11 protein-coding genes are annotated in these 14,792 nt (G+C 55.4%); 6 read left to right on the plus strand and 5 right to left on the minus strand.

Going from position 1 to position 14,792, the window contains the following annotated elements; translation table 11 throughout:
- Positions 1 to 43 precede the first annotated feature (43 nt).
- Positions 44 to 1,747 carry a D-lactate dehydrogenase gene (dld, locus tag P9J57_RS14135; RefSeq protein ID WP_019106157.1) on the plus strand — a complete coding sequence of 568 codons (1,704 nt, stop codon included), beginning with the start codon at positions 44 to 46 and terminating at the stop codon, positions 1,745 to 1,747.
- Positions 1,748 to 1,809: 62 nt separating this feature from the next.
- Here the strand turns inward: dld and P9J57_RS14140 are convergent, their stop codons facing one another.
- From P9J57_RS14140 to P9J57_RS14150, 3 genes are all read right to left on the minus strand, one after another.
- Positions 1,810 to 4,260 carry a DUF3772 domain-containing protein gene (locus P9J57_RS14140; RefSeq protein WP_014606259.1) on the minus strand — a complete coding sequence of 817 codons (2,451 nt, stop codon included), beginning with the start codon at positions 4,258 to 4,260 and terminating at the stop codon, positions 1,810 to 1,812.
- 135 nt (positions 4,261 to 4,395) lie between these two features.
- Positions 4,396 to 5,343, minus strand: coding sequence for a D-alanyl-D-alanine endopeptidase (gene pbpG, locus P9J57_RS14145; RefSeq protein WP_014593242.1), 948 nt, complete (start codon positions 5,341 to 5,343; stop codon positions 4,396 to 4,398).
- Between the two features lie 175 nt (positions 5,344 to 5,518).
- Positions 5,519 to 6,106, minus strand: a complete 588-nt coding sequence (locus tag P9J57_RS14150) for a Yip1 family protein (protein WP_013025130.1) — start codon at positions 6,104 to 6,106, stop codon at positions 5,519 to 5,521.
- A gap of 207 nt (positions 6,107 to 6,313) precedes the next feature.
- On the opposite strand from P9J57_RS14150, the gene P9J57_RS14155 reads away from it, so the two are divergent.
- Entirely contained in the window at positions 6,314 to 6,895 is a 582-nt protein-coding gene (locus tag P9J57_RS14155; RefSeq protein ID WP_014593240.1) for a DedA family protein, read from the plus strand.
- Here the strand turns inward: P9J57_RS14155 and P9J57_RS14160 are convergent.
- A complete protein-coding gene (locus P9J57_RS14160) occupies positions 6,889 to 7,662 on the minus strand; it encodes an SDR family oxidoreductase (RefSeq protein ID WP_022623669.1) in 774 nt (257 codons plus the stop codon). The genes P9J57_RS14155 and P9J57_RS14160 overlap by 7 nt on opposite strands.
- A 156-nt stretch (positions 7,663 to 7,818) precedes the next feature.
- On the opposite strand from P9J57_RS14160, the gene P9J57_RS14165 reads away from it, so the two are divergent.
- Together P9J57_RS14165 and P9J57_RS14170 are read left to right on the plus strand one after the other, a co-directional pair.
- A complete protein-coding gene (locus P9J57_RS14165) occupies positions 7,819 to 9,633 on the plus strand; it encodes a glycoside hydrolase family 15 protein (RefSeq protein ID WP_014606262.1) in 1,815 nt (604 codons plus the stop codon).
- A 196-nt stretch (positions 9,634 to 9,829) separates the two neighbouring features.
- Positions 9,830 to 10,972 carry a L,D-transpeptidase family protein gene (locus P9J57_RS14170; RefSeq protein ID WP_013025126.1) on the plus strand — a complete coding sequence of 381 codons (1,143 nt, stop codon included), beginning with the start codon at positions 9,830 to 9,832 and terminating at the stop codon, positions 10,970 to 10,972.
- Positions 10,973 to 11,066: 94 nt separating this feature from the next.
- Here P9J57_RS14170 and P9J57_RS14175 read toward each other — a convergent pair whose 3' ends face one another.
- Complete coding sequence (locus tag P9J57_RS14175) at positions 11,067 to 12,089, minus strand: transporter (RefSeq protein WP_483279265.1); 1,023 nt, start codon at positions 12,087 to 12,089, stop codon at positions 11,067 to 11,069.
- A gap of 163 nt (positions 12,090 to 12,252) precedes the next feature.
- Here P9J57_RS14175 and P9J57_RS14180 point away from each other — a divergent pair, with 163 nt between their 5' ends.
- Positions 12,253 to 13,857: an inorganic phosphate transporter gene (locus P9J57_RS14180; RefSeq protein WP_014606264.1), complete on the plus strand. Its 1,605-nt coding sequence runs from the start codon at positions 12,253 to 12,255 to the stop codon at positions 13,855 to 13,857.
- 14 nt (positions 13,858 to 13,871) lie between these two features.
- Positions 13,872 to 14,789, plus strand: coding sequence for a polyphosphate kinase 2 (gene ppk2 / locus P9J57_RS14185; RefSeq protein WP_013025123.1), 918 nt, complete (start codon positions 13,872 to 13,874; stop codon positions 14,787 to 14,789).
- The last annotated feature ends 3 nt before the right edge of the window (positions 14,790 to 14,792 follow it).

The raw sequence follows: 14,792 nt of genomic DNA on the forward strand, positions 1-14,792 counted from the left end.
CGTGCTACAGTAATGACGCATGCATAAGACAAGGGAATTGCCCATGATGACACCTTCTGCCCTGATCGCCGATCTCCGCCGCCAGGTCGGCTCTGGTAACGTACTGACCGAGGCCGCCCATACCGCCCGCTATCGTAAAGGCTTCCGTTCCGGTGAGGGAGACGCGCTGGCGGTCGTCTTTCCTGCGACGCTGCTGGAACTGTGGCGCGTCCTGCAAACGCTGGTGACTGCCGATGCCATTATTCTGATGCAGGCGGCGAACACCGGCCTCACCGAAGGCTCAACGCCGCAGGGTAACGACTACGATCGCCCGCTGGTCATTGTCAGTACCCTGAGGCTGGATAAGCTACAGCTGATCGACAACGGCAAACAGGTGCTGGCCTTTCCGGGGAGTACGCTGTATCAGCTGGAAAAAATCCTCGCGCCGCTGGGCCGCGAGCCGCATTCCGTTATTGGATCATCCTGCATTGGCGCGTCGGTGCTGGGTGGCATCTGCAACAACTCCGGCGGTTCACTGATTAAACGTGGCCCGGCCTACAGTGAGATGGCGTTGTTTGCCCAGATTGATGCCCAGGGACGGCTGAAGTTGGTTAACCACCTTGGTATTGAGCTTGGCACCACGCCGGAAGAGATTCTGGGACGGCTGGATGATGATCGCTGGCAGCCCGGGGATGTGCTGCATGACGGCCGTCATGCCTCCGATCACGACTACGCCGAACGGGTGCGTGATGTTGATGCGGATACGCCCGCCCGTTTTAACGCCGATGCCCGCCGCCTGTTTGAAGCGTCGGGCTGCGCAGGCAAGCTGGCGGTATTTGCGGTGCGCCTGGATACGTTTGCGCGCGAACCGCAACAGCAGGTGTTTTATATCGGCACCAATGATGCCTCGGTACTGGGTGACCTGCGCTGCCATATGCTGGCGAATTTCAACAATCTGCCCGTGGCCGCGGAATATATGCATCGGGATATCTACGACATCGCCGAAGTCTATGGCAAAGACACCTTCCTGATGATCGACAAGCTTGGCACCGATAAGATGCCGCTGTTTTTCAGTCTCAAGGGCCGGGTCGATGGCTGGTTGAACAAACTGTCGTTTATCAAACCGCATCTGAGCGACCGACTGCTGCAGCGCGTCAGCCGCCTCTTCCCCGCCCATCTTCCCAAACGCATGAAACAGTATCGTGATAAATACCAACACCATTTAATGCTGAAAATGTCGGGTGATGGCATTGCGGAGGCGCGTGACTATCTGCGTGAGTTTTTTCGTGAGGGCGGCGGCGAGTTTTTTGAATGCGAAGGTAAAGAAGGTGCGCATGCCTTTCTGCATCGCTTTGCGGCCGCGGGCGCGGCGGTGCGCTATCACGCCGTTCATGCGGATGAGGTAGAAGATATTCTGGCGCTGGATATTGCGTTGCGTCGCAATGATAAAGCGTGGTTTGAGAGCCTGCCTGATGAGATTACCCAGTCGATAAGCCATCGCCTTTATTACGGGCACTTCTTCTGCCATGTCTTCCATCAGGATTACATTGTGAAAAAAGGCGTGGATGTTCATGCGCTGAAAGAAAAGATGCTGGCGATTTTGCACAGCCGCGGGGCGGAATATCCGGCAGAGCATAATGTCGGGCATCTGTATCAGGCCCAGCCACAGCTCACCGCATTTTACCGCAAGCTCGATCCCACCAACAGCTTTAATCCGGGCATCGGTAAAACCAGCAAGCTAAAAGGCTGGGCGGTAAAACAGCCCTGACTGGGCACGTCGCACCTGAACAGAGTAAAACGGGCGGCCAGCGAAAATGACCGCCCGTTTATTTAGCGAGGAGGTTCTTCGGTTACCGCATCAGAAGAAACCAGCTGACGGCGCTCAATAATCATAGTCTGAGGGGTGGACAGCACAATGCCCTCTTTACGCAAGCGGGTCAGAATATCGAACAGTAGATCGCTCTTCGCGCCCGCGATCTGGCGCTGACTGGCAACGTTGCCGGTGACGCTCAGTACGATGCCCTGGGCGGTAAGATCTTTAAAGGATACCGAGGGTTCCGGGTTCTCCAGAATACGCTCGTTTTCCTCATAGACCTTCAGCAAAATCTCCCGCACCTGTACCGGGTCGATATCCAGCGGAAACGTCAGGCTAATGGTCACCACGCCCTGCGCATTGCCCATTGTCGCATTACGTACGTTCTGAGAGATGAACTGAGAGTTAGGCACGATCACGGTGGATTTATCACCCAGCTGGATTTCCGTTGCGCGCACGTTGATGCGGCGAATATCCCCTTCAACGCCACTGATCGTCACCAAATCCCCGACTTTGACCGGACGTTCAGTCAGCAAAATCAGACCGGAAATAAAGTTTTTAACGATTTCCTGCAGGCCGAAACCGATACCGACCGACAGGGCGCTGACGATCCAGGCCAGCTTGTTCCACTGCAGCCCCATAATCGACAGCGTCAGCAAAATAATCAGGACATAGCCGACGTTGCTGAACAGCGTCACCAATGACATGCGCATGCCACTGTCCATGGTGGTCTTTGGCAGGAAGTCGTTATCGAGCCAGCGACGTACCGAGCGCAGAATATAGATGCCCACAATCAGGCACAGCAGCGCGTTAACCAGGTGGGCAGGCACAATATTCAGGGATTCAAGGCCCTTACCGCCCCAGAACTCAATCGCCTTTTGCAGCAGCTCAATCGGTGTTGAAGAGGCAAAGGTGCCGTTAAGCAGTGCCAGCGCGACAAACATGATCAGCAAGGTTTTACCGATCGCCGCAAGAATGGTGGCGACCTGCTGCAGATGTCGCTCATCAATGTTTAGCGAGCCCTGAATACGCTTGCCCGTCGTATTATTGACAGAGAAAAGGCTTTCACAGCCGTCGTTAATCAAATGACTGAGTATGTAAAACGAACCAAACAAAATGCCACACCACACCAGCTCGTAGCTTAAAAAACGCGCCAGGGTGACGTAACCAATCACCAGCGAAGCCAGAATCGTCAGCGACGTCAGCGTCAGGGCCATCTGAATCAGCCCGACCAGCGTTGAGCGCGCTTCCGGCGGCGTGCCTTCCTGCGCCAGACGCCGACGAACGCGCTTGGTGCGCATGCTGATTGCCAGCGCCGTGCTGCCGATCAGCAATGCCGTCAGGCCGTTAGCAAAGATACTGGTATTCAGGCTGGTCCCGGCGGTGTAGTTAAAGGACTCTACCGTCTGGAAAATAAACACCAGCAAGGCGGTAATAGGTGGGAAAGGTTTCAGGGCCAGCGCCACCTCGTTCGAGATGGTGGGTAAACGCCAGCTTGGCCGACGCGTGGACAAAAATGCCCGCCCGAGCCCGGCAATCAAACCACAATAAACGCTTAATTCGACCAGACGATAAATAAAGTCCTGCACGTCGCTGGAAACTTCATCGCGGCGGGTAAAGGCCTGGGAAATAAAGGCAAAGGTCAACACCACCGCCACCAGGCTGGTCAGGGCCACGGCCGTCGCCAGAAAGCTGCGGCGCAGGCGTCCTTCCGGCAGTTTATTAATGCTGACCCAGGCTAAAAATTCTTCGCCATAGCGGCGTCCCAACGTCATCACCAGCACGGCGGCCAGCAACCAGCCTAGCGTACCCAGACGCCAGCCTGACTCCCAGGATAGCGCAGCGGTATCTTTCAGCTCATTTAAGAAATCGCCAATCTTCTCATCATCAAGATCCTGACTGCTGAATACCGGCGACCAGAAACGTGGCCCTAAAATGCTGCCAGAGTTAAGCGCCAGTTTGTTTTTCAACTGATCGCGGCGCAGATTGACGATTTGCGATGACAGCATCAGGGCGCTGTTTTTAATGCCCTCCGCCTGCTTAATCTGATCGTCGAGCTTACTTTTCTGACTTTCCAGCGCGCTACGTTTGCGCGTGACGTCTGCCGTCTCTTTGACGCCGCTTTCCGGTTTGGGGGCTGGGCCAAGCACGGCCAGCTGGGCCTCAAGCTGCTGACGGTCAGGCTGCAACGCCTGGGCCAGCGTATCCGTATTGCCTGACAGCTCCAACGCCATTTCATTCAGCCGACTCAGCTTATTTTCATCGCTTTCAACGGAAACCTGACTTTTAATTTTGTCGAGGATTTTCTGCATCTTGGGCAGCTCGACCGAGGCGTTCACTTTCGGCTTGTCGTCAGGCTGCTGGGTAGTGGTGGCCTGAGCCGGATCGTCTGCGGCGACGCTCAGGGTGGGAACGGCGGTGAACAATGCTAAAAAAATCAGAACAATAAAGGATCGTAACGTGAGCATATGAATGAGATTCCGGCACAGTAATCAGGCGAATCACCCTCGCCATTTGCGGGTAGTTTAGGTTTTCGTCTGGCGTGAAACTATAGGAATACCGATCAATATTGGTCGGGCCGCCCGCGGCAGCCCGACGGGATATTACTCTACTTCAGAACCGCTGGCAGCGTTGCTGGCAACCTGACCTGCTTTCTGTTTTTTATAGGCCAGCGCGGCCGCCGGAACCGGCGCCGCTTTGCCCGTTTCCAGCCAGTCGCGCAGACGGTTAGCATCGGCAAAATGGGTATATTTACCAAATGCATCCAGCACCACCAGTGCCACCGGGCGGTTTTTAATCATGGTGCGCATGACCAGGCAATGTCCCGCTTCATCGGTATAGCCCGTTTTGGTCAACTGAATGTGCCAGCCATTCTTATACACCAGATGATTGGTATTGCGGAACGGCAGCGCGTAGCTGGGATGGGTAAATACGGCGGTTTCTTCTTTGGTCGTGCTCAGCTCGCCCAACAGGGGATATTCGCGCGTGGCTTTTAACAGCTTCACCAAATCTTCTGCGCTGGAGACGTTCTGAATGGAGAGACCGGTAGGTTCAACGTAATGGGTATGGTTCATGCCCAGCGCACGCGCCTTAGCATTCATCGCCTTAATAAAGGCGTTATATCCACCGGGATACGCATGGGCCAGGCTGGCCGCCGCGCGGTTTTCAGATGACATCAGCGCCAGCATCAGCATGCTCCGACGGCTTATCTGGCTGTTAAGCTTCACGCGTGAAAACACGCCGCGCATCTCTGGCGTCTGACTGATATCAACCGTGACCATCTCGTTCATCGGCTGATGCGCATCCAGTACCACCATTGCCGTCATCAACTTGGTGATCGAGGCAATCGGCCGCACCCGGTCAGGGTGACTGGAAAATAACGTTTTCCCGCTCGTCAGATCGACGATCAGGGCGCTGCCTGAGGCAATTTGCGGCTGAGCAATGGGCGCCATTTGCGACAGCGTCGTGGTCGCCTGTGCTGGAAGGGAAACAACCTGCCCGGAAACGAGCAGCGCCAGCGTTAACAGTGAAAAGCGAATTTTTGCAGGCATCGTGAAAAAAAGACCCGGTTAAGATTGTGCGCTGTGTAAACACAGGCCGCCGACGACTGAGCAGGCAGAGCGCGGGCTGGCCGCAGCATCATACTCTGAAGCGGTGAAATTATCCTGGTGAGATTGTTTCTGAGCGTTAAAAAGATGTTGCCGCCCTGCAGGCGGCAACGGCACGTTAAAACAGGTGCGGGCCATAGCCCCACAGAATCACGGTTAAGGCCAGCAACACTTCAAATACCAGCACGCCGATGGCCAGAGTGGAACTGGAAAAACGCAGGCTTTCATCCCGGTCAATGTTCAGAAACAGCGGGATGCCCACGTACAGCAGATAGCCGGTATACAGCAGCGCCAGCGCACCCGCTAATACGCACAGCCATACCAGCGGATAAAGTGCCACGAGTCCGCTTAAAAACAGCGGCGTAGCCACATAGCCCGCAAACACCGTACAGCGTTCAACGCCAGGGCGCTGCGGGTAGTCACGCGCCATCCAGTGAATAACGCGTCCCATCACCGCCACGCCGCCCAGAATCAACAGATAAAACAGAATACCCAGGCCCAGTGCTGTCAGGAAATTCAATTGTACATACTGCCCTTCACCCAGATTCCAGCCTGAGTTCGTGGTGCCGATTATGGCGCAAATAACCGGAATGGCTGCCATCAGCAGAACGTGATGAGTGTAATGGTGCGAAACCGTTTCGTTCTCTTGCTTGATATTGCGCATTTCCTGATTAGGATGCGCTAACAAACCCCAGACATGGTTCATACGCTTACTCCTCTGATGCCGTTGGGCTACCCCGTTTTGATGCAGCATCCACGTAAGGGCAGCATTGCTTACAGTATAAACGGCAAGGCAACTTCTGTGGGGCCTGCGCAAAAAAACAGCGAAAAAGATCGCTGATTAACGCTTAAACGGATGGCTTAACGAATCAGGTATAAACTGAAAGAAATTTCTTCACACAGGAAGTGCACCTTGCATTTGGATATCAACGCATTAATTACGCAGTACGGCTATCTTGCACTGTTTATCGGCTGTATTGCCGAAGGGGAAACATTTCTGTTGCTGGGCGGCGTAGCCGCGCATGAAGGATTACTGCATTACGCGGGTGTGGTACTGGCGGCGATGGCAGGCGGCATTCTGGGCGACCAGCTGCTCTTCTGGATTGGCCGGCGCTTTGGTACAGGCATCCTGCGGCGGTTTAAAAAACATCAGGACAAAATTGTTAAAGCTAACCGCCTGATTAAGCGGCGTCCCAGCCTGTTCGTGATCGGCGCGCGCTTTATGTACGGCTTTCGCCTGATTGGTCCCATTATCATTGGGGCAAGCCGCCTCAATCCGCTGAAGTTTCTGGCGCTTAACATCATTGGGGCGGCATTATGGTCACTGCTGTTTGTGACACTCGGCTATTTTGCTGGCGGAATTATTGCCCCCTGGCTGCACAAGCTTGATCAGCACTTTAAACATCTGCTGTGGCTGGCTGCCGCCGTGCTCTTTGCCTTTGGGGTTCGCTGGGCCATTCGCCACTGGAATAACCGCCGGGCCGACGATCAGTAACCCTTGAACTGGGGATTTGCCAGCATAAAGCCGCCATCGATGATAAATGACTGGCCGGTGGTATAGGTGGCCCATTCAGAGCTCAGCCAGGCCACCATGCTGGCAATTTCGTGCGTATCTCCAGGACGACCCGCAGGGATCTCAGGCATTTTGACCTTGTGCGCATCGTCATCGGTCATTTTGTTCATCGGCGTGGCGATCGCGCCTGGCGCCACGGCGTTCACCAGAATATTGTGGGGCAGCAAACTCAAGGCCATCGATTTAGTCAGCCCGCCTGCCGCATGTTTAGCCGCGGTGTAGGCAACGGAACCCGGCAGCGGAGTATGTTCATGCACGGAGGTGATGTTGATGATACGTCCGCCCTGCCCCTGCTTGATCATGTTGCGTGCCGCAACCTGGCCGCAGATAAACACGCCATCCACATCTACGCTAAATGTCTTACGCCAGTCTTCCCAGGTCACGTCCATAAAGTCCGCTTTGAAATTCGCCCCGGCATTGTTGACCAGAACATCAATGCGGCCCAGCTTGTCTATAAGCTGCTGCAGCACCTTGCCCCCTGCGGGCGGATCGGCCAGGTCGAGCTGGATCGTCTCAGCTCGCTGCCCAATCTCCGCCACCCGTTTTGCCGTGCGCTGTGCGCCTTCCTCATCAGACCGCCAGGTGATGCCAATATCAAACCCCTGCTCTGCTAACATTTCAGCACAACGACTGCCAATGCCTGAATCCGACGCGGTAACGATTGCAACTTTTCGTTGTGGTGTAGTCATGACGGTCTCCTCTGGAAGTGTATGAAAAGTATATACCGCAATGAAAATTGTGCCGTTTGCGGACGGCCCGGCGCCCGGATTAACGATCTGTGTCAGAACACAGCGCGATGAAGGCACCTGGCTATAGTTAAGGCTGACACTGACAGGGAGAAACCGATGAGTAAGGTTAAACGTAAGATTGACGACCATGGCGTAATAGGCGATTTACGCACCTGCGCCCTGGTCGCAAACGATGGCACTATCGATTATCTCTGCTGGCCAGAACTGGACAGCCCATCGGTGTTTTCCGCCCTGCTGGACAGCGACGAGGCCGGCCTGTTTTCCCTGGCACCCGACTGGCAAAACGCCCGTCGCCAGCAAATCTATCTGCCTGATACCAACATCCTGCAGACCCGCTGGCTGGCCGAAGAAGGCGTCGCCGAGATCACCGACTACATGCCGATTTGCGACCGGCAGGATAAACTGCCGCGTATCATCCGTCGGGTAAAGATGGTTCGGGGCCGGGCACGCTTTAATATGGTGTGCTCCCCGCGCCATGATTACGCCCGGGCGGACACCCGCGCTGAGGTACAGCGGGGCTGTATCGATTTTCACGCCACCGATCAGCCCTCGCTGCGCCTGGCAGCAACGGTGGTGATGACGCTGGAAGGCAATCACGCCACCGCCAGTTTTGAGCTTAAAGCCGGTGAACATGCCGAATTCGAATTTGGCAGCGTACAGGATGCCCACATCGAAAAGCTGGCCACCGCCAACTGCTTTGAAGAAACGCTGAGCTACTGGCGGGAATGGAGCAGCCGCAGCACCTATCACGGTCGCTGGCAGGAGATGGTACAACGCTCTGCGCTGGTTCTTAAGCTGCTGACCTCCTGGCAACACGGCTCCATCGCCGCGGCTGCCACCTTTGGCCTGCCCGAGGAGCTGGGCGGCGAGCGCAACTGGGATTACCGCGCCTCCTGGATACGGGATGCCTCATTCAGCATGTACGCCCTGATGCGGCTGGGTTACGTGGACGAAGCCAAGCACTTTACGGAATGGGTCGGTCGCTGTGTAGAAAACAGCCACCACGATGAAATGCGGCTGCAGGTGATGTACCGCCTGGACAGCAGTACGGATCTTCAGGAGATGTCGCTGCTTAACCTGTCCGGCTATGCCAACTCCAGTCCGGTGCGCATTGGTAACGATGCCTGGCGGCAAAAACAGCTAGATATTTATGGCGAACTGATGGATGCCATCTACCTGTCCAACAAATACGGCGAGGCCATTTCTCAGCGGGGCTGGAATCATGTGTCAGAAATGCTGGACTGGCTGTGCGATAACTGGCATCAGCCCGATGCCGGCATCTGGGAAATGCGCGGCGAGCCGGAGCACTTCCTTCACTCACGTTTAATGTGTTGGGTCGCTCTGGATCGGGGCCTGCGGCTGGCAATGAAGCGTTCACTGCCGATGCCTTACGATCGCTGGGACAAAACCCGTCGCGAGATCCGCGATGATATCTGGAAGAATTTCTGGAACAGTGAACGCGGGCATTTTGTTTCGACCCGCCACGGTGAACACCTTGATGCCTCCATGCTGCTGATGCCGCTGGTGCGTTTTGTGGGCGCCACCGATCCGGACTGGATCGCCACGCTGGATGCCATCCAGGTGAACCTGGTAAGCGACGGCATGGTACGTCGTTATAACATTCACGAAACGCCAGCTGATGGGCTAACGGGCGCAGAGGGCTCTTTTGGTGCCTGCTCGTTCTGGTATGTGGAATGTCTGGCGCGTGCCGGACGCATTCGCGAGGCACATTTTGAGTTCGAGAAATTACTGAGCTACGCTAATCCGTTGGGTTTGTATGCGGAAGAGTTTGACAGTCATGGGCAGGCATTGGGAAATACGCCCCAGGCGTTGACGCATCTTGCGTTGATCAGCGCTGCGTTTTTCCTGAACCGTAAGCTAAACGGGGACGTCACGCTTTGGCAGCCATAATGGGCTGTTTTTCGCCCAAATTGGTAAAGAACAAAGGCAGATAACGCAGGCGAGTCAGGTAAAGTATTTTAAAGCGGTTAAAATCCTGATTCACAACATCAGTTTAATGAACATATAATGCGCAGCAGGTCATAGTGACCAGCATGGGTTCGATACATTGACAAGCCTGAAACATGGCGATAAAGACTTGTAAAATATGAAAAAAAGCATTCGCGCGTTCGCTTCACTTGCATTGGCTTTGGCGGCATTCAGTCAGTCAGCCCTTGCTGTTGTTTACCCGTTACCGCCGGCAAACAGCCGTCTGACCGGGCAAAATATTGAAATTACCATTCCCGAGGACAGCAAATTACCTCTGGAAGCTTTTGCAGCTCAGTTCCAAATGGGCCTCAGCAATATGCTGGAAGCCAACCCGGGCGTTGACGTTTATCTGCCAAAACCTGGCAGCAAACTGATTATCCCACAGCAGTTACTGTTACCTGACGCGCCGCGTGAAGGCATTGTGATCAACAGTGCTGAAATGCGTCTTTACTACTATCCGAAAGGCACCAAAACGGTGGTTGTACTGCCTATCGGTATCGGTGAACTGGGTAAAGACACGCCGCTGAACTGGACCACCACTGTTCAGCGTAAAAAAGATGGTCCGACGTGGACGCCAACGAAAGCGATGCACGCGGAGTACGCTTCACGTGGTGAAAACCTGCCTGCCGTCTTCCCGGCCGGTCCGGATAACCCGATGGGGCTGTATGCGCTCTATATCGGTCGTCTGTATGCCATTCACGGCACCAACGCTAACTTCGGTATTGGCCTGCGGGTCAGTCACGGTTGTGTGCGCTTACGTGCCGACGACATCAAATGGCTGTTCGATCATGTGCCGGTTGGCACGCGCGTGCAGTTTATCAACCAGCCGGTGAAAGCCTCGGTTGAGCCAGACGGTTCACGCTGGATGGAAGTGCACAATCCGCTCTCGACCACGGAAGAGCAGTTTAACTCTCGTGAGCTGGTGCCAATTACGCTGACCCAGGCCGTTGGCAAAGTTCTGGTAGACGGCAGCGTCAACCAGTCTCAGGTTGATAAAGCGATTCAGAACCGCTCCGGTATGCCCGTACAGGTTAACGCGCCAGAAAACAACGTGGTGCCCGCGCCTGTTCAGGTAACCGAAGGCGAAGACGCCGAGCCGAAGGAAGAGCCGATGACGCCGGTGATGTCACAGCCAACGAATCCGGTCGCTGTACAGCCTGAGCCTCAGCAGTCGCAACCGGCAGAACAGCAGCCGCAGGTTCAGCCTTCACAGCCTGTGCAGCCGTCACAGCCTGCGCCAGCAAGCAATGGTAATCTGTAAGGTCTGATCCTTAACAGGGTAAAAAGCCAGTACCGGTTAACCGGGCTGGCTTTTTTTTTGTGCCCTTTACAGGCTTTGTCACCGGGCGCAGCCTCTACACGCTGGGCCTTCGCAAGGCCAGCCAACCCGCCAGCAGGGTAAACGCGAGCACGATCAGCACCAGCAGTAAAAACCCGTGCGGATTCGCCGCCAGCGGAATACCGCCTACATTCATGCCAAAAAATCCCGCCACAATATTAATTGGCAGTGCCAGAACGGTTATCACGGTTAACAGGTAGAGCGTGCGGTTACTCTGTTCCATCAGACGCGCCGCAATCTCTTCCTGCAACAGCCGGATGCGCTCCATCAGGCTGGCGAGATCGTTGAGCACCACGCTGAACTCTTCGGTAAACGCCCGCAGCTCGCGGAGCGTGTCGTGGTTGAGCCAGGCCGGAGGTCGGTTGAGCAAGCGAAACAGCGCCGCCGGTTCAGGTGCCAGGAGGCGCTGAATCCGCAACAGCATGCGCCGGTAGTGCCCCAGCTCGCTGCGATTAGCTTTAATGGCGGGGCTTAAGAGGCGCTCTTCAATGTTATCGACCACCTGACTGATGCGCCGCACGACCTGTTCCAGTTGCGACTCCTGCTCACCAAGCAGATAAAGCAACAAAGCCTCTGCACTGGGAAAGCTATGCCGGGCTAACCTCTGCTGCATCTTTTCAATCATCACTGACGGGCGATAACGTGCGCTGACCACCAGGTTACGCCGGCACCATATCCACAGCGTCGCATTTTGCGTACTGCGGTTCTCCTGGTTAAGCGTGACGTCGTTGAGTACCGCCAGCAACGCGCTACTTTGCTCCGCCAGCCGGGTTCGCGGCGAGGCCGAGTGAATTTCATCGAAGAAGTCATCATCCACCTGAAAATGACTCTGCACCCAGTGCTGCGCGCGGGCATGGTTCAGATTGATATGCAGCCAGAGAAAGCCGTCATCAGGAAGATGCTCACCGAGTTTAACTGCTTCACGGGCATTCAGGCGAACAGGAAGGGCATCGGGAGAAAAGAGATAACCATGAATGAGTCCTGCCACATCATCATCAAAATCACGTTTTTGTGGGGTAAGAACAATGTCTGTCGCCATGGCTATCCTGTCAGCATCATTAATAAAGAGGTTCAGCCTGCTGAAGTTTTGTTACAGCAAAATGACCTCTCACGGCGCAGATCATTTTTTTGTCACAAAAAGCGGGTATCACACAGCGTGAAACAGATGTAAATCCGCATCTGCATCCGCTATGAGGTTTTGCATGAGCGAAAACAGTTTACCCTCTTCAGGCCCGACTCATGGACGACCCGATTTCAATGGCAAAGGTAGCCGCTTCACAAAACCGATTTTCTTTCTTCTGCTGATCGCCGGTCTGGCCTTTGCCGGATTTAACCTGTTTCATGACGTAGAAAAAACCAACACGCCGGTCACCAGTTACTTACCCTTCTTTTTATTAGGCCTCGCGCTGCTGATTGCGCTGGGCTTTGAGTTTGTAAACGGTTTTCACGATACCGCAAATGCGGTCGCGACGGTCATCTATACCCACTCTCTGACGCCCGGTGTTGCCGTGGTCTGGTCGGGATTCTGCAATTTCCTTGGCGTGATGCTCTCCAGCGGTGTGGTGGCGTTTGGGATTATTTCGTTGCTGCCCGTCGAACTGATATTGCAGGCCAGCAGCGGCAACGGTTTTGCCATGATTTATGCCCTGCTCTTCTCGGCCATTATCTGGAACCTGGGCACCTGGTATCTTGGCCTGCCCTCCTCCTCCTCGCACACCTTGATTGGCTCGATCATCGGAGTGGGCGTTGCCAATGCCATGCTGCACGGGCGCAGCGGGCTGAGCGGTGTGGACTGGGAGCAGGCCCTGAAAGTCGGTTATGCCCTTCTGCTGTCGCCGGTGGTGGGGTTTGTCTGCGCCGCCCTGCTACTGTGGACGATGAAGCTGTTTATTCGTAACCGTCAGCTTTATCAGGCCCCGCAGAGCAACGAGCCGCCGCCCGTCTGGATCCGTGGACTGCTGATTCTGACCTGTACCGGCGTCTCTTTTGCCCATGGATCGAATGACGGACAAAAAGGCATGGGGCTCATCATGCTGATCCTGGTCGGCACCATGCCGATCGCCTATGCCCTGAACCGTTCCCTGCCGCCCGATCAGATCCCGCGCGTGGCCGCCCTGACCGACGTCACGGCGCGCCAGCTCCTGCACATTCAGCCTGCCACCACGCCCGCACCGGCCCCACGGGACGTGTTAACCGCGTTTGTCAGCAGCGAAAAAATGAATGCCAACGTGCTGCCGGCCCTGGCGATGACGCTGCACGACGTGGGCGAACAGATCCGCCGCTACGGCTCGATGGAAAATATCCCGGCGCAATCCGTGAGCAACACGCGCAATCAAATGTACCTCGCGTCGGAGTCCATTAAACATTTGCAAAGCGCCCACGTTGCCCTGCCGGACGACACTGAACGCAATTTAACCGCCGTGAAAACCGAGCTGGACAGCGCTACGCGCTTTATTCCTGTCTGGGTGAAGGTGGTCGTGGCGATTGCACTGGGGCTGGGCACAATGGTTGGCTGGCGTCGCATTGTGGTCACCGTGGGGGAACGTATCGGTAAAACCCATCTGACCTATGCGCAGGGTGCCAGCGCCGAACTGGTGGCGATGGTGACCATCGGTGCGGCCGACGCATTCGGTTTGCCTGTGTCCACCACGCACGTTCTCTCCTCCGGTGTGGCAGGCACCATGGCGGCGAACCGATCAGGCCTGCAAATGTCCACGCTGCGGAATCTGGCAGTGGCCTGGATATTGACGTTGCCGGTTTCAGTCTTACTTTCTGCCCTGCTCTACGGGCTGTTTATCCACATCTGACCAGGTGATTCGTTATGGCAACACACGATAACAGCTTCAACCGGGATACATTTAATCAGCGTCTGTTACAGGAGTTCTACGACAGCTACGATGAAGAACTGGAGATGGAACTCGACGACCTGCGTTTTGGCGAGACCACGCCTGACGGGAATGATGAGAAGGCCTGGCGTCGTCGCTATTTTCGCGAACTGCTGCACCTGCAGGGCGAACTGGTTAAGCTTCAGGACTGGGTGATGCGCACCGGCCATCGGCTGGTCATTCTGTTCGAAGGCCGCGACGCCGCCGGTAAAGGCGGTGTTATCAAACGCATCACACAACGCCTTAACCCGCGCACCTGCCGGGTTGCCGCCCTGCCAGCACCTAACGACCGCGAAAAAACCCAGTGGTATTTCCAGCGTTACATTGCTCATCTGCCCGCCGCCGGGGAAATGGTGCTGTTCGACCGGAGCTGGTACAACCGGGCGGGCGTGGAACGGGTGATGGGCTTTTGCAGTGAGGCTGACGTCGAGGAGTTCTATCGTAGCGTGCCGGAATTTGAAAAAATGCTGACCCGCAGCGGTATTCAAATCGTCAAATACTGGTTTTCCATTACGGACGAGGAGCAGGAACTGCGCTTTTTGAGCCGTATTCACGATCCGCTGAAGCAGTGGAAACTCAGCCCGATGGACCTGGAAAGTCGCCGCCGCTGGGAAGATTATACCGAAGCCAAAGAAGAGATGCTGAGCCGGACCCATATCCCGGATGCGCCCTGGTGGGTCGTTCAGGGCGTGGATAAAAAGCGTGCGCGACTGAACTGCATCAGCCACCTCTTGCAACAGGTGCCTTATGAAGACGCTACGCATGATGAAATTATTTTGCCACCGCGTGAACGATCGCAGGATTACCGCCGTAATGACGTGCCGGACACGATGATCGTGCCTGAAAAGTATTAATGG

The organism is Pantoea sp. nfd-35, assembly GCF_056892255.1.